This is a genomic window from Methylomagnum ishizawai, from assembly GCF_019670005.1.
Classification (GTDB): Bacteria; Pseudomonadota; Gammaproteobacteria; order Methylococcales; family Methylococcaceae; genus Methylomagnum; species Methylomagnum ishizawai.
Genome location: NZ_AP019783.1, coordinates 437,410 through 463,386 on the forward strand (window position 1 = coordinate 437,410; position 25,977 = coordinate 463,386).

A 25,977-nucleotide genomic window follows, 5' to 3' on the forward strand; every position below is an offset into this window, starting at 1 on the left:
GAATGACGGATTTTTGGAGCGTTTTGGGGCGGTCCGGCCAGGGCGTAAGATAATACCTAGCCTTGGGACGGGCAAGGGGCGGGGGAACCGCCTTCCCGCCGTTCCCACGGGTACTCCTGTGGACCTGGAAAAACCTTGTGGTTCGAGTGGATTTGCCGAATGGATTATTTCGCCATCCGGGCCATGCTCCCGGAATCGCCTGTTAATATTTGAGTGAATGGAACAACGCCAAGGAGACCGTCATGCCCCTTTCCGACGCCGATCTAGTCCATCTGAGAACCATCGTCGCCCGCCACGGCGGCGAACCCACCGAACTCCTGCAAATCCTCCGCGAAGTCCAAGCCTATCTACACCATGTGCCGCACGAGGCCATGGTGTTCTTGTATGAGGTTTTGCAGGTGCCGCCCGCCCAAATCCAGGGCGTGGTGGAGTTCTATAGTTTCCTGTCCACCACCCCCAGGGGGCACTACGACCTCCGCGTCAGCGATTCCATCACCGACCAGATGCTCGGGAGCCGCGCCCTGGCTGCTGATCTTTGCGAACGCTTGGGCGTGAGGCTGGGCGAGACCCGCGCCGATGGCGCGGTCAGCGTGGATTACACCTCCTGCACCGGGATGTGCGAGCAAGGCCCGGCGGGTTTGGTGAACGGCTTGGCCCTGACCCGGCTGGACCGGGCGCGGATTGGGCGTATCGCCGAACTGGTCGAGGCGGGCGCGCCGCTGGAGGCTTGGCCCGAGGAATTCTTCGCCGTGGCCGACAACGTCCATAAACCCGGCTTACTGTTGGAGAACGGCTTCGAGCCGGGCGCGGCGCTGGCCAAGCTGTTCGAGCGGGGCCGGGACGCGACCTTCGCCGAATTGGAACAATCCGGCCTGCGCGGACGCGGCGGTGCCGGTTTCAATACCGCTTGGAAATGGCGGTTCTGCTACGAAGGCCCGGACGAGGATTCGTTCTGCCCGATGGATAAGCGCAGCGAAGTCCAGCGCTTTGTGATCTGCAACGCCGACGAGGGCGAGCCGGGCACCTTCAAGGACCGGGTGTTGTTGAACAGCCATGCCCACCGGGTGTTCGAGGGCATGACCGTGTGCGCCGCCCTGGTCGGGGCCAAGCGGGGCTTCCTTTATCTGCGCGGCGAATACCTGCACCTTTATCAGCCCTTGCTGGCGGTGTTGGAAGAGCGCCGCCGTTTGGGCTTGCTCGGCCAGACTATCCAGGGCCGCGAGGGCTTCGACTTCGATATCAAAATCCACCTGGGCGCGGGGGCTTATATCTGCGGCGAGGAATCGGCCTTGATCGAATCCTTGGAAGGCAAGCGTGGCAATCCGCGCAACCGCCCGCCTTACCCGGTGACCCATGGCTATCTCGGCCAGCCCACCGTGGTCAACAACGTGGAAACCTTCCTGTCCGCCGCCATGATCGCCTTGCACGGCGGGGCGTGGTTCGCGGCCCACGGCACCGAGAAATCCAAGGGCAGCAAAATCCTCAGCATCTCGGGCGACTGCGCCCGGCCCGGCATCTACGAATATCCGTTCGGGACCACGGTGGCCGAAATCCTCGCGGACTGCGGCGCGTCCGACCCGTTCGGGGCGCAGGTGGGCGGGCCGTCCGGCACCTTCATCTCGGATAAGGAGTTTGGCCGCAAGCTGGCCTTCGAAGACCTCGCCACTGGCGGCTCCTTCATCGTGTTCGGCCAGGGCCGCGACCCCTTGGAAGTCGCCCGCAACTTCACCCATTTCTTCGCCCATGAAAGCTGCGGATTCTGCACGCCGTGCCGGGTCGGGACCGCGTTGCTCAGGAACATCCACGACAAGATTTGCGCGGGCCATGGCACGCCCTACGACCTGGCCGAATTGGCCGACCTCGGCAAGATCATCAAGGGGGCCAGCCATTGCGGCCTCGGCCAGACCGCCGCCAATCCCATCCTCACCACGCTGGAACGTTATCCCGGCCTATATGAGGCGCGGTTGAAGGAAACCGTGTTCCAGCCCGGTTTCGATCTGGACGGGGCGCTGGAAGTTTCCAGGCGACTCACCGGGCGCGACGACGCCCATGCCCATTTGGAACAGGCCAACCAGTAAGGTGGAAAGATGAAGCCGTATCACATCAGCATCGACGGGCAGGCGGTTCCCTACCAGCCGGGCCAGACCATCATGGAAGCGGCCACCGCCGCCGGGATCTACATCCCGCACCTCTGCCACAACCCGGAATTCAAGCCGCACGGCAGTTGCAAGCTCTGCACGGTCAAGGTCAATGGCCGCAGCGCCGCGGCCTGCACTATGCCGGCCGGCGAAGGCCAGGAAATCCAGAACAACACCCCGGAACTCAACGCAACCCGCCGGGCCATCACCCGGATGTTGTTCGTCGAGGGCAACCATATCTGCCCCGGTTGCGAAAAGACCGGCAACTGCCAATTGCAGGCGGTGGGCTATTACGTCGGGATGCTCGACACCCATTACCCGCATTTCTTCCCGACGCGCCGGGTCGATGCTTCCCATCCGGATGTCATGCTGGATTTGGACCGCTGCATCGTGTGCGAACTGTGCGTCCGGGCCAGCCGCGACGTGGATGGCAAGAACGTGTTCGGCCTCGCCGGGCGCGGCCTGCAAACCCGTTTGGTGGTGAACTCGGCCTCGGGCTTGCTGAAGGACACCGATTTCTCGGCCGGGGACAAGGCCGCCCAGGTCTGCCCGGTCGGCGCGATCCTCATCAAGCGCAAGGGCTACGAAGTCCCCATCGGCGAGCGGATATTCGACCACCACACCATCGGCGAAGTCAGCTTGGAACACGATCAAGCGGTATTAGGAGCGGACCATGGCTAACAAACTCAAAGTCGCGACCACTTCGCTCGCAGGCTGCTTCGGCTGCCATATGTCATTGCTGGATATCGACGAGCGCTTGCTGGACTTGTGCGAGGTCGCCGAGTTCGACCGCAGTCCCCTCACCGATATCAAGCATTGCTCGGAGACGGTGGATATCGGCTTGATCGAGGGCGGGCTGTGCAATGCCGAGAACGTCCATACCCTGCGCGAATTCCGCAAGCATTGCAGAATCCTGGTGGGCGTGGGGGCGTGCGCCTTGAACGGCGGGATTCCCGCCCTGCGCAACCATATTCCCTTGCAGGAATGTCTGGAGGAAGCCTATCTCCATGGCGTCGGGGTCGAGGACGCCCAGGTTCCCAACGATCCCGAATTGCCCTTGCTGCTCAGCAAGGTCCATCCCATCCACGAAGTGGTGAAGGTGGATTATTTCCTGCCGGGCTGTCCGCCTTCCGCCGATGTGTTTTGGAAATTCCTGACCGACGTGGCGGCGGGCAAGGAACCCGAACTGCCGTATGAGCTGGTGCATTACGATTGATGGGGGACTCCCCGTTTCGGGAGCATAAAAAAAGGCGGAATCCTGTGGGGTTCCGCCTTTTTCGTATCGGGGAGCGCGTCATCCGGCGCGGCGTCTCAGGAAGGTCGGGATATCGTAATCGATGCCGTTGTCCCAGGCCGGGCGGTGCGGGGGCGAGGCCCAACCGGCGAATCCGGGGGCGTGGCCGATGTGGAACAGCCGCAGCAAAGCGGGCAGGAGGCGGCGGAGTGGCTTCAGCATAGGGGGATATCCTTACGGGTTTTTCTGGGTTGGGAATTGGAGTGTGATGTTTTTCACATTTCGCTGGAGATTTGACCGGATGCCGCGCCCAGGTTCAGTGATATGTTCACGGGTTTGGTGGTGAATATTCACGGTTGCGCTGTCATTCATCCCGTATGAAGCAGGCACCCCGCCAAACTGCCGCCGCATGTCTCCCCGCCCAAAGCATCCCTCAATGCGCCCGCGCCCCGATCCACTTCGCGATCACCGGCGGAATCTCCTTCTGCGCCCGGCCGCTCACATAAATCCCGATATGTCCGCCCTTGAAGGCGAAGGCGGTGTAATCCCGGCTCCCCACATGCTTTTCCAGGGCGATGGAGGCGGAGGGCGGCACCAGATGGTCCTCGGTGGCGTAGACGTTCAGCACCGGCATCGTGACCCGCGACAGGCTGGCTTTCTTGCCGCCGATTTCCAGGGTGTCGTTGACCAGCCGGTTTTCCTGGTAGAACCATTTGATGAATTGCCGATAGGCTTCGCCCGCCTGGTCGGGGCTGTCGAAAATCCATTTCTCCATGCGCAGGAAATTCTTCAGCTTCACCGGGTCTTCCAGGATTTCCGCCATGTCCACGTATTTCTGCCCGGTCAGCCGGAACGGCTTCAGCGACAGGAACCCCCAGTTCAGCAGTTCCCCCGGCACATTGCCCAGCGTGTCCACCATCAGGTCGGTGTCGAGTTCGCGGGTCCACAGGCTCAGGAGGTTGTCGGGGGTCTGGAAGTCCACCGGCGTGACCATGGTCACGAGGTTGCGGACCTTTTCCGGGTGCAGGGCGGTGAAGCACAGCGAGAAGGTGCCGCCCTGGCAAATCCCCAGGAGGTCGATGGCGGGCAGCTTGTGCGCCCGGCGGATGAAATCCACGCAGCGGCGCAGATAGCCGTTGAGATAGTCGTCGAGTTCCAGGAAGCGGTCGGCGGCGTCCGGGTAGCCCCAATCGACCAGATACACGTCCAGCCCCTGGTCGAGCAGGCCGCGTATCAGCGAGCGGTCTTCCTGTAGGTCGGCCATATAGGGCCGGTTGACCAGGGCGTAGACGATCAACACCGGCACCTTGGCCGGGTCCGCGACCCTGGGGTGGTAGCGGTAGAGGGTCAGCTTGTCTTCCCGGTGGACGGCTTCCCTCGGGGACACGCCGGTTTCGATCTGGCCGATCTGGCCCAGGGTGGTCATCCCGGCGGCGATGCGGCGGTTGAAGTCGAAGGCTTCCTGAACGATTTGGTCCGGGCGCAGCATGGTGGTGCCTCCTGCGGCTTAGGCGGTGGGTTGGGCGGCGCGGGGGGATTTGCCGCCCTTGGATGGATTGGATTCGGCGCGCAGGGCTTCGAGTTCCCGGCGCAGTCCCGCGACCTCCTCGCGCAAGGCGGCGATGCCCGCTTCCTCCAAATCTTCCTGCAAGCGCCAAACCTGCCGCTGGAGCTGGTGGATGCGCTTGTGGCTGGTGTCGAGCTCGCGGCGGGTGGGCATGTTGAAGGCGCTGAGGAACTCGTCCACCATCTTTTGCTCTTGGCGCTTGGCCGCCAGGAGGGTGTTGACCATGCGGGCCTGGGCCTGGGTGAATTCCGGGGTGGGGGCCAGGGCGGCATAGGCTTCCTCGCCGCAATCCACCCAGAGGTTGTAGAACTCGCGCAGGGATTCCGGGGTCTTGCCCTGCGCCGTCAACTCATGGAGCTTCGCCATGAGCGATTCCCCGGCTTTGGCGCTCACTTTCGCCAGCGCCCCGCCGGCGTATTCGCGCAGCGCTTGGCTATGTTCGAGCCAGAGTTGCCCCAGGCGCTGCATTTCCTCCTGGGCTTCGCGGGTGTAGCCCAGGGTCGGCAGCGACAGCCAGCGGCTCAGCGCGGTTTCGGGCGTCCCGGCCCCCGGTCCCATGAAGCCGCGCAAGGCGGTTTCGATATCGCCCGGCATGGCCGAGTAGGCCGAGCAGACCCGCCGCCAATTGTCGATGGGCATGCCCCAGAAGGTGGCGAACCCTGCCCAGGGGTCTTGGCTGTCGCGGGATGGGGCCGCGAAACCGTCCTGCATGGACTTGAAGCCCTGGCTGACCATTTCCCACCAAGCGTGTGGATCGGGTGGCGGGTTCTGCCCCGCCGACAGCGTTTTCCACAGGTGTTCGCCCATTTGCAGATAGCCTTTGTTCAGGGCGGTCAGCTTGCCGATCCAGTCGCGGTTTTCCGGCGGCGCGGCCTGCGGCATGAGCTTGGCCCAGAAGTCGAAAGCCTGGGTCCAGGGATTGGGCGGGGGTTCCGGGGGCCGGGTCAGGGTCGCGGTGGCTTGTTGGGAGAGGTCGAGCCAGCTTTGCCAGTATTTTTGCTGGGCGTCGGCCCATACGGCGGTCCAATCGCCGGGGTCGGTGGAAGCTTTGGAACTCATGGGAAGCACCTCGCTGGATGGATGGAATCGGGGTCCGCCCGGTCACTATAGCAAGCTTTTGGTGCGATGCAACATGGCGCGGCTTGTTTTCGCGCCCCGCATGTCCCGGATTGCGGGGGCGGTTTTCCTACCATATTGCTAGGTATTGGCTGGGTTGGGTGTTGGGCGCGGCCAGGGGTGAAAAACCTTTGACAAGCCTATTTTTGAAGTTTATGCTGCAATGCACAACGAAATGTTCCGTTGTGCCCAGGCGCTCACAAAGGAGGTAAGCCATGAACGCAGATTTGTTTGGACAATGGGTGGAAACGAACCGGGCCGCATGGGTTCCGGTGGTCCGTTGGCAGGAGGTCACCGCCGAAACGACACAGAAAGCCGTGGCGCAAGGTTTGGCCGTGGCCCAGGATTATGTGGAATTCGGCACCCGCAACGCCCAATTGCTGGGCGAGGTGAAAGACCCCTCGCGCTGGGCGCTGGAGCAGGGCAAGCTGGCTTCGGAGTTCGGCCAGAAGATGGTGTCGCGCACCGCCGATTATTTGAAGTTCGCGCTGGAAACCCAGGACGCTTTCGGCCAGATCGCCGAAACCCTGGCCAAGACCGCCGCCGGGACCAACAACGGCGGCGATAGCAAAACCACCCTCTAGCGGTCGGTGACCGGATCGGGGCGGGACCGGTGTCCTGGCTTCGGTCCGGCGGCGCTATGGATTAATCCATGGCGTCGTTTAGGGTTTTGGCGCAATCGGGGGAAAGCTGGGCGGCGTGGCTTTTGAGGCAGCCGAGCCAAGCGCCGTGGCGTTTGTTGTCGGCGCAGAACTGCTTGATATCGGTTTTGCAGGCCGCTTTGATGGCTTGGTTTTCCGCCTTCTTTTGCGCGTGTTCGGCCTTGCAGGCGGCGGAAACCTGGTCGGCATGTTCGTCCAGGCATTTCTGGATGCGGCCCTCGCCTTTTTGGACGCCCGCGCACAGGGCTTGGATATCTGGATAGCAAGCGCTTTTGGCCTTGTGGGCGGGCGCGGTGGCGGGAGTCGCCGCCGGGGTTGGGGGCGTGGCTGTTACCGGTGCCGCCGGAGCCGGGGTTTCGGCCTGGGCGGCGAAGGCGGCGAACAGCAGCGGGGCCAACAGGATCAAGCTAGCTTTTTTCATAGGTCGGTTCTCGGTTGGGGGAAAGCGATGCGGGATTCGGCGCCCGCCCGGTGGGGCGCGGCATCATTTAACCCCCCATGGGCGACCCTAGGCAATCATGTCCGTCCACCCCTCCAAGATATCAGAGAGGAATCCCCGTTATGGAAGCAGTGGTCATCGTCGCGGCGGCGCGTACCGCCATCGGTAAATTCGGCGGCTCCTTGGCGAATATCCCCGCCGCCCGGCTCGGCGCGCACGTGATCGCCGGGTTGCTCGCCAGGACCGGGCTTGAAGCCCGGCAGGTCGATGAAGTCATCCTGGGCCAAGTCCTCGCCGCCGGGGCCGGACAGAATCCCGCCCGCCAAGCGGCGCTGTACGCCGGACTCCCTTACGAGACCCCGGCCACCACCTTGAACAAGGTCTGCGGCAGCGGCCTCAAGGCCGTGCAATGGGCGGCGCAGGCCATCCGTTGCGGCGATGCCGGGATCGTGGTGGCCGGCGGCCAGGAAAACATGAGCCTCGCGCCCCACCTCCTGCCCCATTCCCGCGATGGCCAGCGCATGGGCGATTGGTCCCTGGCCGACAGCATGATCGTCGATGGCCTGTGGGATATTTTCAACGACTACCATATGGGCTGCACGGCGGAGAACATCGCCCAGCGCTTCGGCCTCACCCGCGATGAGCAAGACGCTTTCGCCACCGCTTCCCAGCACAAGGCGGCGGCGGCCATCGCGGCGGGCCGGTTCCGGGACGAGGTCGTCCCCATCGAAGTACCCCAGGGCAAAAAACCGCCCCTGGTGTTCGACACCGACGAATTTCCCCGCTCCGGCACCACGGTCGAGGCGCTGGCCAAGCTGAAACCGGCGTTCCGGCCCGAGGGCACGGTGACGCCGGGCAATGCCTCCGGCATCAACGACGGGGCCGCCGCCGTGCTGCTGATGGCGGAAAGCACGGCGGAGCGGTTGGGCTTGACGCCCTTGGCCCGGATCGCCGCCTTCGGCTGTGCCGGGGTCGATCCGGCGGTCATGGGCCTGGGGCCGATCGAGGCGACCCGCAAGGCGCTGGACCGGGCCGGTTGGGGTATCGACGCACTGGATTTGGTGGAGGCCAACGAGGCGTTCGCGGCCCAGGCCATCGCCGTCAACCGCGAACTGGGCTGGGATACCGCCAAGGTGAACGTCAATGGCGGGGCCATCGCCCTGGGCCATCCCATCGGGGCGTCGGGGGCGCGGATTTTGGTGACTTTGCTGCACGAGATGGCCCGGCGCGATGCCAAGAAGGGCTTGGCGACCTTGTGCATCGGTGGCGGCCAGGGCATCGCGGTGGCGGTGGAACGTTGAGCTTGTAGCGTTATAACCAAGCTAAGGAGTTGATCCATGAGCGGAAGAATCGCGGTCGTCACGGGCGGTACCGGCACCATCGGCACCGAAATCTGCAAGCATCTGGGCGCGGCGGGCCACCGGGTGGTGGCGCTGTGCCTGCCGGGGACGCCGGATTGCGTGCCCGACACCTGGGAAGCGGCCCGCAAGGCCGAGGGTTATGACATGAAGGTCGTGGGCTGCGATGTGGCGGATTATGAAGAGACCTCCCAAGCCTTCGCCCGCATCGAAGCCGATATCGGCCCGGTCGATATCCTGGTCAACGCGGCGGGCATCACCCGCGACGCCACGTTGCGCAAGATGGACCCCAAGCAATGGCGCGAAGTCATCGCGGCCAACCTCGACAGCGTGTTCAACACCACCCGCTGCGCGTTCCCCGGCATGATGGACCGGGGTTTCGGGCGCATCGTCAATATCTCCTCGGTGAACGGCATGAAGGGCCAGTTCGGCCAGGCCAATTACGCCGCCAGCAAGGCCGGCATCCATGGCTTCACCATGTCGGCGGCGCGGGAAGGGGCGCGCAAGGGCGTCACGGTCAACACGGTGTCGCCCGGCTATATCGAATCGCCCATGATCATGGCGGTGCCGGAAGAACACCGCGCCAAGATCATGGCCGAAATCCCGGTCGGGCGCTTCGGCAAGCCCGCCGAGATCGGGCGTTTGATCGTCTTCCTGACGGCGGACGAATCCGGCTTCATCACCGGGGCCGAAATCGCCATCAACGGCGGCCAGCATATGCAATAAACCGGGGTCCGGCGGCGCGGTGGACACAGCCGGAATTCCACGCGCCGCCCGGAACCCCTCTCTTTCAACCTCCCCGATCCTCCCTGAAATTGTGCAACCCGAACGCATCATCAAGAAATATTCCAACCGCCGCCTCTACGACACCGAGATCAGCGCCTATGTCACCTTGGACGATGTGCGGCGGCTGGTGAAAGCCGGCGTCAAGTTCAAGGTGGTGGACGCCAAGACCGACGAGGACATCACCCGTTCCATCCTCATGCAGGTCATCCTGGAGCAGGAAGAACGGGGCAGGCCGATCTTCACCCAGGAGATGCTGGAGCAGATCATCCGCACCTATGGCGACGCCATGCAGGGGTTCATGACGAGCTATCTCGAACAGAGCATGGCGGTGTTCCTCAAGCAGCAACAGGCGGTACAGGAACAGATGGCGAACCTCATCCAGACCGCGCCCGCCTCCATCTATGCCGACCTCGCCCAGCACAACCTCAAGCTGTGGCAGACCCTGCAGGAAGGTTTCCGCAAGGCGTATTCCCAGGAATGGCCACCGAACCCGCGCGGCCCGGACGGAACATAGCGCCGCCCGCCGCGTCCCATCCGGGCCGTGGCTCGGAGCTTTTGCGGCACCGCTCCGCCAACTGCCCCCGCACCGCCGATTCGTGAGAAAATCCCCCGTCGCGCCCGGACTGGGGCGCGGGATTTTTTCATCACCCCCGGTAATTCCATGTCTTTGAATATCGCCGTTCTGGGCGCGGGCCTGATGGGGCGGTTGCTGGCCGTCGAATTGGCACGCGCCGGGTACCGCGTCGCGGTCCACGAGCGCGGCGGCCCCGACGGCCAGACCGCCGCGGCCCACATCGCCGCCGCCATGCTCGCGCCCTGGGCCGAATCGGTGGTCTCCGAACCCGTCATCGTCGAACTCGGCCGCGCCAGCCTGGAGCGCTGGCCCCGCATCATCGCCGCCCTGTCCCGCCCGGTGTTCTTCCAACAGGCGGGCACCCTCGTCGTCTGGCATCCCCAGGACCGCGACCAAGCCGCCCAGTTCTCGGCCCGGCTGCGGACCCTGGACCCCGCTTTGCGCGGGGGCGGCCGGGTGCGCGAAGTGTCCGGCACCGAGCTCCAAACCCTGGAACCGGCCTTGGGCCAGCGTTTCGCCCAGGGGATTTATCTCGCGGGCGAAGGCCAGTTGGACAACCGCGGCCTGCTGGCGGCTTTGCTGGCCCAACTCGAAGCCAGCGAAGTGGCTTTGCATTGGCATACCGAAACCGCGCCGGACCAAGTCCGGGCCGATTGGATCCTCGATTGCCGGGGTTTGGGGGCCAAGCCGGAATGGCGGACCCTGCGCGGCGTGCGCGGCGAAGTCGTGCGGGTGCAATCGTCCGAGGTGGGCCTGACCCGCCCGGTGCGCTTGCTGCATCCGCGCTATCCGCTCTACATCGCGCCCAAGCCCGGTGGTATCTATGTCATCGGCGCGACCCAGATCGAGACCGAGGATACTTCCCCGGCCAGCGTGCGTTCCGCGCTGGAATTGCTGTCGGCCTTGTATGCGGTGCATCCCGCGTTCGGCGAGGCCCGCATCTTGGAATTGGCCGCGCACTGCCGCCCGGCCCTGCCCGATAATCTGCCGGAAATCCGCTGGGACGGCGGGCGCCTGATCCAGGTCAACGGCTTGTACCGCCATGGCTATCTGATCGCCCCGGCGGTCATGGAGGCCACCCTGGCCTTGCTGCGGCGGGTGGCGGAGCGGGGCGGCGCGGATCTGGAATCCTGGTGCGCCGCCCAGCCGTTCCCTTCGCTCTACCGGCGTTAATCGCGCAACGCGCTCCATTTCCCATGAGCATACGCATAACCATCAACCAAAAGCCCTATGATCTGCCCGAGGACGCCACCTTGGCGGAAGCCCTCGCCCGTTTCGGCGCGGCCCCGCCGTTCGCGGTGGCGGTCAATCTGCAATTCGTCCATCGCCATTTGTACGGCGAGACCCGGCTACATGCGGGCGACGCGGTCGAGGTCGTCCAGCCCGTCGCCGGGGGTTGAACCTTATCTGTGAGTGAAGCCATGAATTCCCCTACCGAAACCGCCGACGCGCTCATCCTCTACGGCCAGTCCTTCGCCGGGCGTTTGCTGCTGGGGACGGCGCGGTATCCTTCCCCCAAAATCCTGGAACAAGCGGTCCGGGCCGCCGCGCCCGCCCTGCTCACGGTGTCGCTGCGCCGCCAAGCCGCCGCCCACCACGAAACCGGCGGCCAGGCCTTCTGGCAATTGCTCGCCCGGCTGGGCGTGCCCATCCTGCCCAATACCGCCGGTTGCCATAGCCCGGAAGAGGTCTACGCCACCGCCATGATGGCGCGGGAAATCTTCGATACCGAATGGCTCAAGCTGGAATTGATCGGCGACGACTACACCTTGCAGCCCGATACCCTGGGGCTGGTGGCGGTGGCCGATAAGCTGCTGCGCGAAGGCTTCAAGGTGCTGCCGTATTGCACCGAGGATTTGGTGCTGTGCAAGCGCTTGGTCGAGGTCGGCTGCCAAGCCGTGATGCCTTGGGCCGCGCCCATCGGCACCGGCAAGGGTCCGGTCAATCCCTACGCCCTGCGGCTGCTGCGCGAGCGCATCGAAGTCCCCATGCTGATCGATGCCGGCCTGGGCCTGCCTTCCCATGCCTGCCAAGTGATGGAATGGGGCTACGACGGCGTGCTATTGAATACCGCCGTGGCCTTGGCGGGCGATCCGGTGGCCTTGGCCCAGGCGTTCGCCCAGGCGGTCGCGGCGGGGCGCTTGGCCTATCTTGGCGGGGCCATGGCGGAGCATGATTCGGCCCAGGCCAGCACGCCGGTCATCGGCACGCCGTTCTGGCATCAACATGCCTGAGGGGGAGGACAGGATGCGGCCCGCGACCCAGACCCCGGCGCAACACCACCAACATTGGATCGCCTGCCATGATTGCGACGCGCTCTATCCCGTGCCCAAGCTGGGCCTGGGCCAGAAAGCCCTGTGTGTCCGCTGCGGGGCGGTATTATTGCAACGTAAGCGCGATACCCTGGGCCGCAGCCTGGCGATGGCGTTCGCTTGCCTGGTGTTGTTCACGCTCGCCAATAGCTTTCCCTTGCTGGGCCTCAATATCGAGGGCCGGGTGGAATATGGCGCCGTCATTTCCGGGGTGTTCGAGTTGAAGCACCAGGGTTTCTCGGCGATGGCGGCCTTGGTGTTCGGGGTCAGCATCCTGGCGCCCGGCCTCAAGATCGCGGGTTGGCTCTATGTGCTGTTGCCGCTCAGGCTGAACCGCAGGCTGCCGGGCATGACCACGGTGTTCCGCTGGATCGCGCTGTTGGGGCCGTGGGCCATGGCCGAGGTCTATATGCTCGGCATCCTGGTCGCCGTGGTGAAGCTGGCCGATCTCGCCACCATCGAACCGGGCTTGTCGCTGTACTCCTTCGCCGCCATGATCGTCGCCATGGCCGCGACCGACGCCATGCTCGAACCCCATGAAATCTGGGAGCGTTTGGAGTCCTTGAAATGAATCCACCCCTCGTCAGCGCCCGCCGCGCCGGTTTCTGGAACTGCGACGCCTGCCATCTGCTGGTCCGCGCCCGGCCCCTGGCGCACGGCTGCCATGCCCGCTGTCCCCGTTGCGGGGCGGAATTGCGTTCGCGCAAGCCCAATAGCCTCAGCCGCACCTGGGCGCTGACGATTGCCGCCTATATCCTGTATATTCCGGCCAACCTGCTCCCGGTCATGACCGTGGTCATGTCGGGACACGGCGAGCCGGACACCATCTTGAGCGGCGTCAAGGAATTGCTCGAAAGCGGCATGTGGCCGCTGGCGCTGCTGGTGTTCTTCGCCAGCATCACCGTGCCGGTGTTGAAGCTGTTGACGCTGACCTATTTGCTGATTTCGGTCGGTCGCAAATCGCACACCCGGCCCCGCCAGCGCACCTTCCTCTACCGGCTGACCGAGAGCGTCGGGCGCTGGTCCATGATCGATATCTTCGTGATCTCGATCCTGGTGGCCTTGGTCAAGGTCGGTGCCCTGGCCACCATCGAGGCGGGCGCGGGTGCCGTCGCCTTCTCGGGGGTGGTGGTGATTACCATGTTCGCGGCCATGAGCTTCGATCCCCGTTTGATTTGGGACGCCCTGGAACAATCCGATGAGCCAAAACCATAACGAACCTTCCCCTCCCTCCGCCGATATCCCTCCCGAAGCCCTGGTCGAAGAATCCCGCAGCCTCCCCCTGGTGTGGTTGATCCCGCTGGTGGCGGGTTTGATCGGCTTGTGGCTGGCCTACAAGACCCTCAGCGAGCAGGGGCCGCTGATCTCCATCACCTTCAAGGAGGCCGTGGGCCTGGAGGCCGGCAAGACCAAGATCAAGTACAAGGATGTCGAGGTCGGCCTGCTCCAGACGGTGGAACTGAGCGGCGATTTGTCCAAGGTGGTGGCGACCGCCCGCATGAGCAAGACCGTGGCCTCGCACCTGGGCGCGGACAGCCGGTTCTGGGTGGTGAAGCCGCAATTGGGCCTGGGCGGGGTTTCCGGCCTCGATACCTTGATCGCGGGCAATTACATCGCGGTGGAATTCGGTTCCGGCAAGCCCGGCAAGGATTTCATCGGCCTGGAACACGCCCCCAAGATCAGCGCCGACACGCCGGGGCGCGTGTTCATCCTGGTGTCCTACGACGCCGGGGCCTTGAAGGAAGGGGCGCCGATCTATTTCCGCAATATCCAGGTGGGCCGGGTGGTGGAGACCCGCTTGGCCGATAACAAGCAAAGCGTCCGCACCGAGATTTTCATCGACGCTCCGTTCGATCAACTGGTCCACGACAAGACGCGCTTTTGGTTGACGGACGCCATCGACATGTCGATGGACGCCCAGGGCTTCAACCTCAAGGTGGGGTCGTTGTTGTCGATGCTGGTCGGGGGCATCGCCTTCGACACCCCGGACGTGGCCGATCCCGGCAGCCAAGAAAGCGTGGCGGGCACCGAATTCACCCTGCATCCCAATTTCACCGACGTGGGCGAGGGCGCCCACAGCCATAAGCAGACCTTCCTGTTGTATTTCGACGATTCCGTCCGCGGCTTGCGGCGCGGCGCGCCGGTCGAGGTGCGGGGGATGCGGGTCGGGACCGTGACCGATGTGCGTTTGGATTTGGATTTCCAGACCAAGAAATTCCGCATCCCGGTCACGGTCGAACTCGACCCGGAGGATTTCGCCAGCGGGGATGCGGTGAAGAAATACCTGGCCTCCTACCGCGACCAGATCGCCCAGGGCCGCCGCCCGGTCATCGAAGGCTTGGTGGCGCAGGGGATGCGGGCGCGGCTCAAGACCGGGAGCCTCCTGACCGGGCAGTTGTACGTGGATTTGGACCTCTATCCCGACGTACCGCCCAAGACCCTGGCCTATGGCGGTCCCTATCCCGAGATTCCCACTCTGCCGTCCTTGAGCGACGAATTGCAGAAGTCCGCCATGGATATCATGGCGAGCCTCAAGAAGATACCGTTCGAGAAGATCGGCAACGAACTCCTGGGCACCGTCCAGGGCACCAACCGGCTGGTCAACACCCCCGAGTTGCAGCAGACCATCCGCGACCTGGACGCGGCCATGAAGCAGGTCGAAACCTTGGCCAAGACGGCGGACACCCATGTCGCCGCCCTGGCCACCGGCATGGAGCAGAGCCTGGGTTCGGTCAAGAAGGCGCTGGGCCAGTTGGAGCCGGGCGCGCCGATGACCGTCAACCTCAACAAGGCGCTGGAGGAGCTGTCCTCCGCCGCCCGTTCCCTGCGTAATCTCAGCGATTACCTCGACCGCCACCCCGATGCCTTGTTGAAGGGCAAATCCGGAGCCACACCATGAGACGCAGCCTCCTTATCCTGGCCTACGCCGTTTTGTTGTCCGCCGCCGGTTGCGGCAGCACGCCGCCGACGCGGTTCTACACCCTCGCGCCCTTGGCGGCTTCCGGGGCCAAAACCGAGGCCGCCGGCCTGGGCTTGGCGCTGGGCCTGGGTCCGGTGGAACTGCCCAAATCGATGGACCGGCCCCAGATCGTCACCCGCAGCGGCGCCAACGAGCTGAAGCTGGCCGAGTTCGACCGCTGGGCCGAGCCGGTCCAGGATAACGTGGTGCAGGTCTTGGCCGAGAACCTCTCGCTCCTGCTGCCCGGCCAGAAGGTGGTGGTCTATCCCTGGAACCGTTCGCAGGAGATCGATTACCAGGTGGCGGTGCGGGTGGTCCGCTACGACCGGGCGGATTCGGGCGATGTGGTGTTGAAGGCGCGGTGGAGCGTATCGAGTCCCACCAACGACAACGAATTGCTGGCGCGGGAAGCCAGCTACACGGCGCACCCGGCGGGGCCGGATTACCGGGCCACGGTGGAGGCGATGAACCACGCTTTGAACGATCTCAGCCGGGATGTGGCGGCGGCGGTGAAGGGATTGCGCGGCGCTTCCTTGTGAGGAAGGACCGTCCAGGCCGGGGCATCGCCGTGCCGGACGTTCTTGGCGGGGGTGGATTTTAGGCGCGCAAGCTATGGCTGTGGCCTGAAAGCCGCTCCCGCATGATTTTGGGATATTCTAGGGGAGGGGGTTGCGCACGGCCCGGTGCCGTGTCATCAAGCGGGTTTTTTCCTGGTACAATAGAACGTTTAACAAAAACTCGCTAATAACAGCTGGGATTTACGGATTCTCCGCCCATGCCGGTCCGCATTATATTGGGTTCGGACGATGGGAAGGGTTTCCGCCACGGCGGCATCGGCTGATCGTCGAGGAATGCGGGAGGCCGTCCGCGCCGGGGGATTCCGCACTATAACAGGTATAGAGGCAACATCGGGCAATATCATGATAAGCAAGGAACCAGAATTAAAGCAAAGGCAGCATAGCTACACCCGCGAGGAATTGATCCAATGCGGACGGGGAGAAATGTTCGGTCCCGGCAACGCCGAACTGCCGCTTCCGCCCATGCTGATGTTCGACCGTATCACCCATATCAATTCCGAGGGCGGCCTTTACGAAAAGGGTTCGATCATCGCCGAGTTGGATGTGTGCCCCGACCTGTGGTTTTTCGACTGCCATTTCATGAACGATCCCGTCATGCCCGGTTGCCTCGGGCTTGATGCCATGTGGCAGATGATCGGTTTCTATCTCGGCTGGATGGGGGGTAAGGGCCGGGGCCGGGCCTTGGGTGTGGGCGAGGTCAAATTCCGCGGCCAGGTGTTGCCCACGAATCGGCTGGTCGTCTACCGGATCAATTTGAAGCGGGTCATCATGCGCAAATTGGTCATGGGGATCGCCGACGCCGAGTTGGAGTGCGATGGCAAGGTCATCTACGAAGCCTCCGATCTCAGGGTCGGCCTCTTCACCTCCACGGACGCCTTTTGACGAGGTTGCACGATATGAAGCGCGTAGTTGTAACGGGTATCGGGGTGGTTTCCAGCCTCGGGAACAATCGCTCGGAAGTGACCGACGCCCTGCGGCAGGGCCGGAGCGGTATCCGCTTCAGCGAGGAATACCGGGAAATGAAATTCCGCAGCCAGGTCCATGGCCCGATCAAGCTGGACCCGGACGAGTTGATCGACCGCAAAATCCGCAGGTTCATGGGCGATGGCGCGGCCTACAATTACCTCGCCATGCAGGAGGCCATCGGCGACGCCGGTTTGGAAGAATCCGAAGTCTCGAACCCACGCACCGGCCTGGTGATGGGCTCCGGCGGTCCTTCCACCTCCAATCTGCTGTTGGCTTGGGATAGCTACCGCGAGAAGGGCATCAAGAAGGTCGGCCCGTACATGGTGCCGCGCACCATGTCGAACACCAATTCCGCCTGCCTCGCCACGCCGTTCAAGATCAAGGGCGTGAATTACTCGATCAGTTCGGCCTGCGCCACCAGCGCCCATTGTGTCGGCAACGCCGCCGAATTGATCCAATTGGGCAAGCAGGATGTGGTTTTCGCCGGTGGTGGCGAAGAAGTGCATTGGACCATGACGGTGTTGTTCGATGCCATGAACGCTTTGTCGTCCAAGTACAACGACACGCCGGAAGTCGCTTCCCGCGCCTACGACGCCGACCGCGATGGTTTCGTGATCTCGGGCGGGGCCGGGGTGCTGGTGCTGGAGGAACTGGAACACGCCAAGGCGCGCGGGGCCAAAATCTACGGTGAATTGATCGGCTATGGCGCGACCTCCGATGGCTACGATATGGTCCAGCCTTCCGGCGAAGGCGCGGTGCGCTGCATGCGGCAGGCCATGGAACAGGTGGCCGGCCCGATTGATTACATCAACGCCCATGGCACCAGCACCCCCATCGGCGATATTCGCGAGTTGCAGGCCGTGAAGGAAGTGTTCGGGGCCGAAATCCCGCCGATCAGTTCCACCAAGTCCCTGTCCGGCCATGCGCTGGGCGCGGCGGGTGTCCACGAGGCGATTTATTCGCTGTTGATGATGGAGGGGCGTTTCATCTGCGCTTCGGCCAATATCGACAACCTCGACCCCGGCGCGGACGGCGTGCCCATCGTGCGGCAGCGGATCGACAATGCCCGCATCGATATCGCCATGTCCAACAGCTTCGGCTTCGGCGGCACCAACGCCAGCTTGGTGTTCCAACGCTATGGTGGATAGCGCGACCCTGGCGCTTGGCGAAAAGCAGCGCTACGAGTTCAACAAGCTGCAAAAACGCCTGCGCCGCCAGGTGGGCGAGGCGATCGCCGATTACCGGATGATCGAGGCGGGCGACAAGGTGATGGTCTGCTTGTCCGGGGGCAAGGATTCCTACACCTTGCTCGACATCCTGCTCAGCCTCCAGATGAGCGCCCCGGTGCGCTTCGAAATCGTCGCCGTCAACCTGGACCAGAAACAGCCCGGCTTTCCCGAGCATATCTTGCCCAAGTACCTGGAAAGCCGGGGCGTGCCCTTCGACATCATCGAGCAGGATACCTACAGCATCGTCAAGCGGGTGGTCCCCGAGGGCAAAACCACCTGCGGACTATGCTCCCGGCTCAGGCGCGGGGTGTTGTACCGCTACGCCGCCGAGAACGGCATCACCAAGATCGCCTTGGGCCACCATCGCGACGATATCCTGGAAACCTTCTTCCTCAACCTGTTCTACGGCGGGGCGCTCAAGGCCATGCCGCCCAAACTCCTCAGCGACGACCGGCGGCATGTGGTGATCCGCCCCTTGGCCTATTGCAAGGAGCGGGATATCGCGGCTTATGCCGAGGTCCGGGATTTCCCCTTGATCCCCTGCAACCTATGCGGCTCCCAGGAAAACCTCCAGCGCCAAGCCATGAAGGCCATGTTGGCCGAATGGGAAAAGCGCCATCCGGGGCGGGTGGAGACCATTTTCACGGCGCTGGGCAATGTGGCCCCCTCGCAATTGGCCGACCGCGCCTTGTTCGATTTCGCGGGTTTGGAGCGGCTACGCGGGACGGGGGCCGCCTCCGCCGGGGAGGTCGATACGGCGGCGGGTTTGGAGGTGTTGTTCTTATAATCCGCCGCCCACCATAGGCTTTCCGCCCAGGCCGGCGGGCCGTGGCGGGCGAAAAACAAAGGCCCCTCTTGCATTTTTAGGAAATCTTCTTTATAAAGTCGCCGTGCTATCGGCACTACCAACTATAAATCTTAGAGCTTTGTAATTGAGGAGGATCTTATGAAAAAGTTGCTTTGCGTTGTTAGCGTTCTCATGATGTCCCTGGTTGTTGTTGGCTGCGGTAACTCCCCGGACGGCGACAAGCAGAAGCTGGAAGCCCCGGTTTCCATGAACTAAGTTATCCGGTAATTCAAGCCTGAAGATTCCCGTCCTTGAAAACAGCTTTGTTCAAGCCAAGTAAAGCGGCGAAATCAAAATAACTTTTTCAGGCACCGAATCCTAGCCCAGATGATAATATCCTCTGGGCTTTTTTGTGCCCGGATTAATTGGCCTGCGGCGTTTTGTCGCGTGGTTTGCGTGGTTAAATTTGGCGGCGACGGAGCCTGTTGACTTGACAGGGGCCGAGCGTAAGGTAAGAATAGTCGCCGCAATAGCGTTCGTTGCTATTTCAAAAGACACCCAATAGAACAAATTTTAAGTTAAGAAGGTAGGTTAAGAATGGGAGCCATACTAGATCTGGTTGAAAAAATGAGATCCCCCGTCGGCATCGTGGTCACCATCGTGATCATCGCCGTTGGCGTGTTCTTTGTTCGTTGGGTTTTCAACGACGAAGAAAAAAAGTAAGTATTTCGATTCGCGGTGGGTATAGGCTTCTCTCGAAAACGCTTTTCACCGTGTTATGGAAAGCCTATATCCGCCGTAATCGGCCAGTGAAAAAAGTTATCCTCTCCCCTGCTTCCCGTCCATAATCTGCTTCCAAAACCCTGGTTCACCTGGAAATAAACAGGTTCCAGCGGTATTTCCCCCGCCTATATGCCAGCCTAGGACGCATTCCACGATGTCGTTCGGTTTTCCCTCCAGCCTCGGGGCGGGTCCGCCACAACATTTTAGGTTGCAAAAGCCATGCGGATTTTCGTCACGGGTGGCACCGGCCTGATCGGTCGGGCGCTGTGCAAGGCATTATCGGAAAGTGGGCACCACCTTACCGTCCTCAGCCGCGATCCCGCCGCCGCCAAGCTCAAATGCGGGCCGGGCGTGGAGATCGTGGATAGCCTGGAGGTCTGGACGCCCGCTTCCCGGTTCGATGCGGTCATCAACCTGGCGGGCGCACCCATCGCCGACCGGCGTTGGTCCGAAAGCCGCAAGCGGGCTTTGTGGGAGAGCCGGGTCGATTTGACCCGGCGGCTGGTGGAGGCCATGGGCCGGGCCGACCAGAAACCCGCCGTGTTGATCGGTGGCTCGGCCATAGGTGTCTATGGCGATCGCGGCGACGAAACGCTGGACGAGGCTTCGGACTGCCGGGGCGAAGGTTTCAGCGAGCGCCTGTGCGCGGCCTGGGAAGCGGAAACGCTGAACGCCGCGGCCTTGGGCATCCGGGTCTGTTTGCTGCGGACCGGCTTGGTGGTCGCGCCGCGCGGCGGATTCCTCGCCAGGATGTTGCCCTTGTTCAAACTCGGGCTGGGCGGGCGGATCGGCGATGGTAGGCAATGGATGTCCTGGGTCCATCTCGACGACCATATCGCCCTGACCCGCTTCCTCATCGATTCCCCGCACCTCGCCGGCGTTTTCAACGCCACCGCGCCCCGGCCCGTCACCAACGCCGAATTCACGGCCCGCCTCGCGGCGGCGTTGAAGCGGCCCGCCTTATTGCCGGTCCCGGCGGGGCCGCTCCGGTTGGGCCTGGGGGAAATGGCGGAATTGCTCCTGGGCGGCCAGCGGGTCCTGCCCGGGCGGGCGCGGGAAGCGGGATTCGAATTCCGCTTTGAAACCCTGGAATCGGCTTTGCGCGACGTGTTGGGATAATCCACCCGGCCTATCCTGGATTCTTTTGCCGAAACCGGCGCATAAACCACCGGGGGACGCGGGCCTGGGGTTTTCTCCCACCTTTAGCGCCGGGTATAGCGGTGTTTCACGCCCGCCGGGAAATACCCGGCATCCCCGAACGGCTTTAATTCCACCCTGGGCGTTTGCCGCTCCGCTGGGATGTAATTGGCGAACTCGCTGTTCAGCCTGAGCAATTGCGCCCGGATCGATTCGGCCAACCGCGCCGCTTTCCCCGCGTCGGCGGCGATGCCCGGCAATAATTCCACCGTCACCCTCAATTCGCTGTCGCCCGCCGGGGTTTCCCGCACTTCCAGCACGAACTTGCCCGTGGCGAAAGCCTGGATATCCGGTTGCTCCAGGCCCACGGCGATGTTTTCCGGGTAGATATTGGCCCCGTAATACGAGACCGTGAAATCGGCCCGGCCAAACACGTAGGCGAAGGGCAGGGCGCGGGTGGGCCGGGCCGGGTCCAGCCCGTAATCCTCCAGCTTCGCGCCATGGTCGGCCAGGAACGCCAGCAATTCGGCATGGCCGACGAGTCCGCCCTTGTCGGCGATGTGGTAGCGGAACAGCGGCACGCCGTTGTCGCCGGAAACCACCAGGGTGCCCTCGTGCAACTCGAAATAACGGCTGAGGGGATCGTATTGCACCAGGGTCGGCAGGCGCGATTCGCCGAACAATTCCCGCGCGGCCTGGGGATGTTGGGCCAGGAAGCGGCGGGCGGCGATGCTCAGGGGGGTTTCGTTGCCGAGGACGCCGCCGTCTGCGGTGCCGTAGAGCGAGGCTGAGTCGTAGCACACCGCGGTCGAGCCGGTCCTTTGTCCCACCAGGCTGCGCCATTCCTCGCTGAACACCTCGCCCGCGAACACCAGTTTGATGCGGTGGCGCGGCCAATCGATGCCCTCGGCCAGCCCGGCGTCGATCACATCCTTGACGAAGGGCGGATAGCCCAGCAACACCGTCTGCTCGAAATGCGGGGCGAGTTCGCGCACCACCCGGAAGATTTCTTCCTGCTTGTTGCCTGGGGTCGCCACCAGGAGCGGATAGCCCTTTTGCCCCAGATGCCAGAGGCAGGACGCGGTGTAGAGCCCGCCCACCCAATTGCCCAGCGCGAAGCAGACCACCGCCAGGGTGGGGCGTTCGTGCGCTTGGAAGCTGTCGCGGAACACTTGCTCGAAGCGCAGGGCGATGTCGAATTCGTGCCGGACCGAGCGCGGCCAGAAGGTGGGCTGGCCGGTGGAACCCGAGGACACCGCCACCCGGTCGCAATCCAACAGGCTCCCGCCCCGGCAGCGTTCCGGCAGGGGATGGGCGTGCATGTAGTTGGGTTTGTTGGTGAGCGGCAGGCGGGCGAAATCCTCGAAGGTGGCCACGCTTTCGGGCGCGAGGCCGTGCCCGGCCAGGAATCGGCGGTAGGCCGGGACTTCCGGCGCGGTGGCGCGGAACCAGTCGAGGAGGGTGGTTGGGCCGTCCAGGGCCGCGTGTTGGGCGAGGCGGTCGTCCAGGGAAGTGGAGAAGAAGGGATTGGGCATGGCGGCGTCCTGGGTATGGAATGACTGGGAAATTGTCCACCGCGCACCGGGTTTGCGGAAGGCTTTTTGACCGTGGGCCTGGATCGCTCGATTTGATCCTATGCCTCGGCGGGCAACACCGTCTCCGCCCCCGCCATCCAAGCCACCGCCACCCGCTGTCCGGCCTTGTAACCGCCGGTTTGATCTTCCCCGCCGAGGAAGCCGCTCGCCAGCACCCTCTTGCCGCCGTCCAGCTCGACCACCGTGTCCAGACCCATGCCTTTATAGGTCTGCGCGGTGATGGTGCCCCGCAAGCGGCCCGGCGCGGCGGCTTCCGGTTCCAGCCGCAGATGTTCCGGCCTGAGCAGCACATGGACCTTGTCGCCCACTGCCCAGGTCCGCCCGGAACCGAACACGCAGTCCAAGCCTTCGACCCGCGCCGCGATCCGGCCCGGCCCCGGCAACGCGGTGACGACCGCGTCCAGCCGGTTGCTCTCGCCGACGAACCCGGCCACGAACAGGCTGACGGGATGTTGGTAAATCTCGCGGGGCGTGCCGATCTGCTCGATCCTCCCGGCCCGCATCACCGCCACCCGGTCGGACATGGACAGGGCTTCCTCCTGGTCGTGGGTGACGAACAGGAAGGTCAGGCCCAGCCGGGTTTGCAGGGCTTTGAGTTCGCGCTGCATTTCCTTGCGCAAGCGGTAATCCAGGGCGCTGAGGGATTCGTCCAGCAACAGCACGCGGGGCCGGTTGACCAGGGCGCGGGCCAGGGCCACCCGCTGTTGCTGCCCGCCGGATAGCTGGTGCGGCTTGCGTCCGGCCAAATCCTCCAATTGGACACCGGCCAGGGCTTCCGCCACCCGCGGGGGGATGTCGGCGCGCGGCGTCTTGGCCATCCGCAGCCCGAACGCCACGTTGTCGAACACCGTCATATGCGGGAACAGGGCGTAGCTCTGGAATACGGTATTGACCGGGCGGCGGTGGGGCGGCAGGGCGTTGACGCAGCCGCCGTCGAGCCGCACTTCCCCGGCGTCGGGCGTCTCGAACCCGGCCAGCAACCGCAAGGCCGTGGTTTTGCCGCAGCCGGAAGGACCGAGCAGGGTCAGGAATTCGCCCTCGTTCACGGCGAGGTCCAGGCCGGGCAGGATGGTTTTGCCGTCGTAGCGTTTGACGACGGCTTGGAATTGGACGATGGGCGTTGGGTTCATCGGATCAGCGGGAAGTGGACGCGGCGCGGGCGGGCCGGGGGGGCGGCGCGTCGATGGCCGGGGCCAAGGCGGCGAAGCCGCAAGCGGCGAGGCAGGCCAGGACGCGCTCGCGGGCACCGGGCACGGCCAAGCGCCGACCCCTGGCGAAGTGCGCCAGCCATTCCTTGGTATCGGCCACGCAGGCCGCTTGGTATCGTGCGCTGTCCCAGTGCCGCCGGATGGGAATGCCGAGCCGTTCCAGGCCATCCAGCAACAAGGCTTCGTCCAGGACGGTGATGCCCCGGCTATCGGCGGCTTTGCCCGCCTCGTCCAGGCCATGGATCAGCTTGGCCCCGAAATCCAGGTATTCGAGGCTCTGGGCGCGGGGTTGGACGAAGACCTCGGCGACCCTGGAACCTGGGCGGCGGCACAGTATGCTGACCCGGCCCAGCGTCCGCCCGAGGAGCTGGGTGCCATGCAAGGCCGAGCCTTCCGCGAAGATCACATGCTCGGCGATGGCGTAGCGCCTGAGTTGCTGGGCCAGGGCCACCTTTTCCGGTCGGAACACCGTCACGCCCGCCGCCACCAAGGCGGTTTCGAGGTAGCGCTCCCCGGCGAAACGGGCGCTTTGGCCCGCCCTGGAGACGTACAACCGGCCCCGCCGGACCGGACGGCCCAGGCGCTGGCGGGCGAGCGCATCCAGCAGGTCGAGATAATCCGGCGCGGGGCCGATCCGGCCCAGTTGCTCGGCCTGGGGGGCGACGCAGAGGCGGGGGGCCAGGGTCGGTTTGGCCAGGACCCGCGTCCGCTCCGGGGCGACGCCGAACCAAGCCAAGATGTCCCGGAAAAAACCGGGGGCCGTGGCCGGCGAGGTGATTTTGCGCAGCGGATTGGCCGCGAAGGCGAACACGGCTTCCGGCCATTCGGCCAGGGTCGGCAGGATGCGCAAGGAGAACTCGGATATCTGATGGCCGAAATGGGGGACGATGGGACCGGCCCAGGCGACCGGTTCGGCCAGGATATCCTCGATGGGCAGTTCGATGGGCGGATGGTCGCAGGGCTGGCCCTTGCGGCAATGCCGCGCCGTGGTCTGGCGCTCCCAATCCGGCCACACCGGCCCGCCCTCGTGCGGCGAGCCGCCGCCGAGCAGGCGGGTATAGGGCATGATCGGCACATCGTCGAAGTATTGCAGGCTCATGGCATCGGGGGCGTGGTCGTTGGCAGGCGCATCATAGCGGTTCGGCACCGGACCGGCATCATCGGTCCTGGGGCGGACGGCGCAGGCGTTCCGCCGCCCAGCGATACGCCAGGGCCGTCGCCAGGACCGCGCCGCACAGGATCGCGATCAAGCACAGCGCTTTTTGGAAGGCATAATCCACCACCGCCTGCGCTTCGGTGCGGGCCTTTGCGCCCAGGCGGTCGAAACCCGCCGCCAGCCGTTCGAACCGGGCCGGGTCGGTGCTGTGGCCGAAGGCGTCGAGCAAGCCGGTCAGGCGTGCCGCCGCCTGTTCGATCCGCGCCGCCGCCGCCGTGTAGTCGGCGATGCGGAAAGGTTCCGCATCGGGCCGGGGCGGGCCGGTATCGGCGGTCAGTTGGGCGGCCACCGCGCCGAAGGTGCGCAAGGCTTGATCGGTGCCGGCGGCCATCTGGGTTCCCGCCGTGAACGCCTGCCGGGTCTCGGCGGCCAGGGCGGTGAGGCCGCGTTGCTGGTCGGCCAGGGCGGCGAGGATTTGTGCCCGTTCGTGGCCGATCACATCGGGCAGGCGTTCCGTGGTTTGGCTGAAGCGGTCGGCGGCGGCGGCCAGTTGGGTCGAGGCGGCGATGGCTTCCCGCAGTTCCGGCAAGCCCGCCGTTTGCAGGGCCAGCAGTTCGGTTTGCTGGCGCACCAGGTTCGGTAGTCTCTGGGCCAGGAACAAGGCCCGTTCGGCGAACAGCCGGGTTTGGGCCAGTTCGCGGGTGGCGGGGTCGAGTCCCGACAGCGGGTCGATATCGAGCAGCTTGAACACGCTGGGGAAGCGCGATGCGTCGGTGGGGCGGCTGGCCTTGGCGATCATGCTGGAGAAGCCCAGGGCGCGTACCGTGCGGAAGGCTTCCGGCGTCGGGTTGTCGCGGTGCCAGGCGGCGATGGCTTTGCGGAGTTCGGCGATTTGCCCAGGGGCCAGGACGCCATCGGCGATTTGCCAGATTTGCTTTTCGCCTTCGCGGCAGGCGTTGAGCAGGGGCCGGGCCGATTCGCGGTATTCGCCGGGTATCCAATGATCTTCGACCGTCATCCGGGTCAGGGCGACCAGGGCGGCCATGTCCAACAGGTCGGCGAAGGCGTTCTGGCCGGTGGCGACGGCCTGGATGTTGTCGGTATATTGCAATTGCAGCGTGCGTAGTTCGATGGGATCGAGCTTCTGCCCGTTGCGCCGCAGCGACTCGCTGGCGCCCAGCATCGAGGCCAGGAAGTCGTCGGAGAAGCGCATCAATTGCTGTTGCAGTTCCACCGGGTCGGCGGTGTCGCCGTCCTTTTGCGGCAGGATGCGGGAGACGGCCCGCTCGGGCAGGGTCAGCGTGGTTTGGAGCAGGGTGCAGCCGGAGAGCGCCAGCAGGGCCAGCGCGGCGGCAACCGGGCGGGGGCCGCGCGGTCCAATAATCATGGGCGA

26 protein-coding genes are annotated in these 25,977 nt (G+C 64.3%); 18 read left to right on the forward strand and 8 right to left on the reverse strand.

The window, feature by feature from the left end; translation table 11 throughout:
• The first annotated feature begins 242 nt into the window (after positions 1-242).
• Genes K5658_RS01895 through K5658_RS01905 form a run of 3 tightly spaced genes read left to right on the forward strand, consistent with a single transcriptional unit; the run spans position 243 to position 3,354 of the window.
• On the forward strand, positions 243-2,078 hold the full coding sequence (locus K5658_RS01895) for an NAD(P)H-dependent oxidoreductase subunit E (protein ID WP_221065302.1): 1,836 nt from the start codon (positions 243-245) through the stop codon (positions 2,076-2,078).
• A 9-nt stretch (positions 2,079-2,087) separates the two neighbouring features.
• Positions 2,088-2,819: a 2Fe-2S iron-sulfur cluster-binding protein gene (locus tag K5658_RS01900; RefSeq protein WP_221065303.1), complete on the forward strand. Its 732-nt coding sequence runs from the start codon at positions 2,088-2,090 to the stop codon at positions 2,817-2,819.
• Positions 2,812-3,354 (forward strand): NADH-quinone oxidoreductase subunit B family protein, encoded by a 543-nt coding sequence (locus K5658_RS01905; RefSeq protein ID WP_221065304.1) that lies wholly within the window; start codon positions 2,812-2,814, stop codon positions 3,352-3,354. Before K5658_RS01900 ends, K5658_RS01905 begins: the two co-directional genes overlap by 8 nt.
• 78 nt (positions 3,355-3,432) lie before the next feature.
• Here the strand turns inward: K5658_RS01905 and K5658_RS01910 are convergent, their stop codons facing one another.
• The 3 genes from K5658_RS01910 to phaE all read right to left on the reverse strand — a co-directional run bounded on the left by K5658_RS01910 (position 3,433) and on the right by phaE (position 5,998).
• Positions 3,433-3,594, reverse strand: a complete 162-nt coding sequence (locus K5658_RS01910) for a hypothetical protein (protein ID WP_221065305.1) — start codon at positions 3,592-3,594, stop codon at positions 3,433-3,435.
• Between the two features lie 211 nt (positions 3,595-3,805).
• Positions 3,806-4,861, reverse strand: a complete 1,056-nt coding sequence (locus K5658_RS01915) for a class III poly(R)-hydroxyalkanoic acid synthase subunit PhaC (RefSeq protein ID WP_221065306.1) — start codon at positions 4,859-4,861, stop codon at positions 3,806-3,808.
• Between the two features lie 18 nt (positions 4,862-4,879).
• The gene (gene phaE / locus K5658_RS01920; protein WP_221065307.1) at positions 4,880-5,998 is read right to left on the reverse strand and encodes a class III poly(R)-hydroxyalkanoic acid synthase subunit PhaE; all 1,119 of its coding nucleotides are present in this window, start codon (positions 5,996-5,998) and stop codon (positions 4,880-4,882) included.
• 272 nt (positions 5,999-6,270) lie between these two features.
• Between phaE and K5658_RS01925 the strand changes: the two genes are divergently transcribed.
• Positions 6,271-6,639, forward strand: a complete 369-nt coding sequence (locus K5658_RS01925; RefSeq protein ID WP_221065308.1) for a phasin family protein — start codon at positions 6,271-6,273, stop codon at positions 6,637-6,639.
• 61 nt (positions 6,640-6,700) lie between these two features.
• On the opposite strand, the gene K5658_RS01930 is transcribed toward K5658_RS01925, so the two are convergent.
• Positions 6,701-7,138, reverse strand: coding sequence for a hypothetical protein (locus K5658_RS01930; RefSeq protein WP_221065309.1), 438 nt, complete (start codon positions 7,136-7,138; stop codon positions 6,701-6,703).
• A 140-nt stretch (positions 7,139-7,278) separates the two neighbouring features.
• Between K5658_RS01930 and K5658_RS01935 the strand changes: the two genes are divergently transcribed.
• From K5658_RS01935 to K5658_RS02000, 14 genes are all read left to right on the forward strand, one after another.
• Positions 7,279-8,457: an acetyl-CoA C-acetyltransferase gene (locus K5658_RS01935; protein ID WP_221065310.1), complete on the forward strand. Its 1,179-nt coding sequence runs from the start codon at positions 7,279-7,281 to the stop codon at positions 8,455-8,457.
• Positions 8,458-8,493: 36 nt separating this feature from the next.
• On the forward strand, positions 8,494-9,240 hold the full coding sequence (phbB, locus tag K5658_RS01940; RefSeq protein ID WP_221065311.1) for an acetoacetyl-CoA reductase: 747 nt from the start codon (positions 8,494-8,496) through the stop codon (positions 9,238-9,240).
• 91 nt (positions 9,241-9,331) lie between these two features.
• Complete coding sequence (gene phaR / locus K5658_RS01945; protein WP_221065312.1) at positions 9,332-9,814, forward strand: polyhydroxyalkanoate synthesis repressor PhaR; 483 nt, start codon at positions 9,332-9,334, stop codon at positions 9,812-9,814.
• A 147-nt stretch (positions 9,815-9,961) separates the two neighbouring features.
• On the forward strand, positions 9,962-11,047 hold the full coding sequence (locus K5658_RS01950; RefSeq protein WP_221065313.1) for an FAD-dependent oxidoreductase: 1,086 nt from the start codon (positions 9,962-9,964) through the stop codon (positions 11,045-11,047).
• Between the two features lie 23 nt (positions 11,048-11,070).
• Positions 11,071-11,274, forward strand: a complete 204-nt coding sequence (thiS, locus tag K5658_RS01955) for a sulfur carrier protein ThiS (protein ID WP_221065314.1) — start codon at positions 11,071-11,073, stop codon at positions 11,272-11,274.
• A 21-nt stretch (positions 11,275-11,295) separates the two neighbouring features.
• Positions 11,296-12,108 (forward strand): thiazole synthase, encoded by an 813-nt coding sequence (thiG, locus tag K5658_RS01960; RefSeq protein WP_221065315.1) that lies wholly within the window; start codon positions 11,296-11,298, stop codon positions 12,106-12,108.
• A 13-nt stretch (positions 12,109-12,121) separates the two neighbouring features.
• Positions 12,122-12,757, forward strand: coding sequence for a paraquat-inducible protein A (locus K5658_RS01965; protein WP_221065316.1), 636 nt, complete (start codon positions 12,122-12,124; stop codon positions 12,755-12,757).
• Positions 12,754-13,401, forward strand: coding sequence for a paraquat-inducible protein A (locus tag K5658_RS01970; RefSeq protein ID WP_221065317.1), 648 nt, complete (start codon positions 12,754-12,756; stop codon positions 13,399-13,401). Before K5658_RS01965 ends, K5658_RS01970 begins: the two co-directional genes overlap by 4 nt.
• A complete protein-coding gene (locus tag K5658_RS01975) occupies positions 13,385-15,085 on the forward strand; it encodes a PqiB family protein (RefSeq protein ID WP_221065318.1) in 1,701 nt (566 codons plus the stop codon). The genes K5658_RS01970 and K5658_RS01975 overlap by 17 nt, the downstream gene beginning before the upstream one ends.
• Entirely contained in the window at positions 15,082-15,684 is a 603-nt protein-coding gene (locus K5658_RS01980) for a PqiC family protein (RefSeq protein WP_221065319.1), read from the forward strand. The genes K5658_RS01975 and K5658_RS01980 overlap by 4 nt, the downstream gene beginning before the upstream one ends.
• Before the next feature lie 381 nt (positions 15,685-16,065).
• Positions 16,066-16,605 (forward strand): 3-hydroxyacyl-[acyl-carrier-protein] dehydratase FabA, encoded by a 540-nt coding sequence (fabA, locus tag K5658_RS01985; protein ID WP_221065320.1) that lies wholly within the window; start codon positions 16,066-16,068, stop codon positions 16,603-16,605.
• A 14-nt stretch (positions 16,606-16,619) separates the two neighbouring features.
• Positions 16,620-17,837, forward strand: coding sequence for a beta-ketoacyl-ACP synthase I (fabB, locus tag K5658_RS01990; RefSeq protein ID WP_221065321.1), 1,218 nt, complete (start codon positions 16,620-16,622; stop codon positions 17,835-17,837).
• Positions 17,827-18,705 carry a tRNA 2-thiocytidine(32) synthetase TtcA gene (gene ttcA, locus K5658_RS01995; protein WP_221065322.1) on the forward strand — a complete coding sequence of 293 codons (879 nt, stop codon included), beginning with the start codon at positions 17,827-17,829 and terminating at the stop codon, positions 18,703-18,705. The genes fabB and ttcA overlap by 11 nt, the downstream gene beginning before the upstream one ends.
• A gap of 1,002 nt (positions 18,706-19,707) precedes the next feature.
• Complete coding sequence (locus K5658_RS02000; RefSeq protein WP_221065323.1) at positions 19,708-20,607, forward strand: TIGR01777 family oxidoreductase; 900 nt, start codon at positions 19,708-19,710, stop codon at positions 20,605-20,607.
• 83 nt (positions 20,608-20,690) lie between these two features.
• Here K5658_RS02000 and K5658_RS02005 read toward each other — a convergent pair whose 3' ends face one another.
• The 4 genes from K5658_RS02005 to K5658_RS02020 all read right to left on the reverse strand — a co-directional run bounded on the left by K5658_RS02005 (position 20,691) and on the right by K5658_RS02020 (position 25,971).
• A complete protein-coding gene (locus tag K5658_RS02005) occupies positions 20,691-22,160 on the reverse strand; it encodes a phenylacetate--CoA ligase family protein (RefSeq protein ID WP_221065324.1) in 1,470 nt (489 codons plus the stop codon).
• A 98-nt stretch (positions 22,161-22,258) separates the two neighbouring features.
• Positions 22,259-23,350 carry a spermidine/putrescine ABC transporter ATP-binding protein PotA gene (gene potA / locus K5658_RS02010; protein ID WP_221065325.1) on the reverse strand — a complete coding sequence of 364 codons (1,092 nt, stop codon included), beginning with the start codon at positions 23,348-23,350 and terminating at the stop codon, positions 22,259-22,261.
• A 4-nt stretch (positions 23,351-23,354) separates the two neighbouring features.
• Complete coding sequence (locus tag K5658_RS02015) at positions 23,355-24,575, reverse strand: glycosyltransferase 61 family protein (protein WP_221065326.1); 1,221 nt, start codon at positions 24,573-24,575, stop codon at positions 23,355-23,357.
• A gap of 10 nt (positions 24,576-24,585) precedes the next feature.
• Positions 24,586-25,971 carry a hypothetical protein gene (locus K5658_RS02020; protein ID WP_221065327.1) on the reverse strand — a complete coding sequence of 462 codons (1,386 nt, stop codon included), beginning with the start codon at positions 25,969-25,971 and terminating at the stop codon, positions 24,586-24,588.
• Between the last annotated feature and the right edge of the window lie 6 nt (positions 25,972-25,977).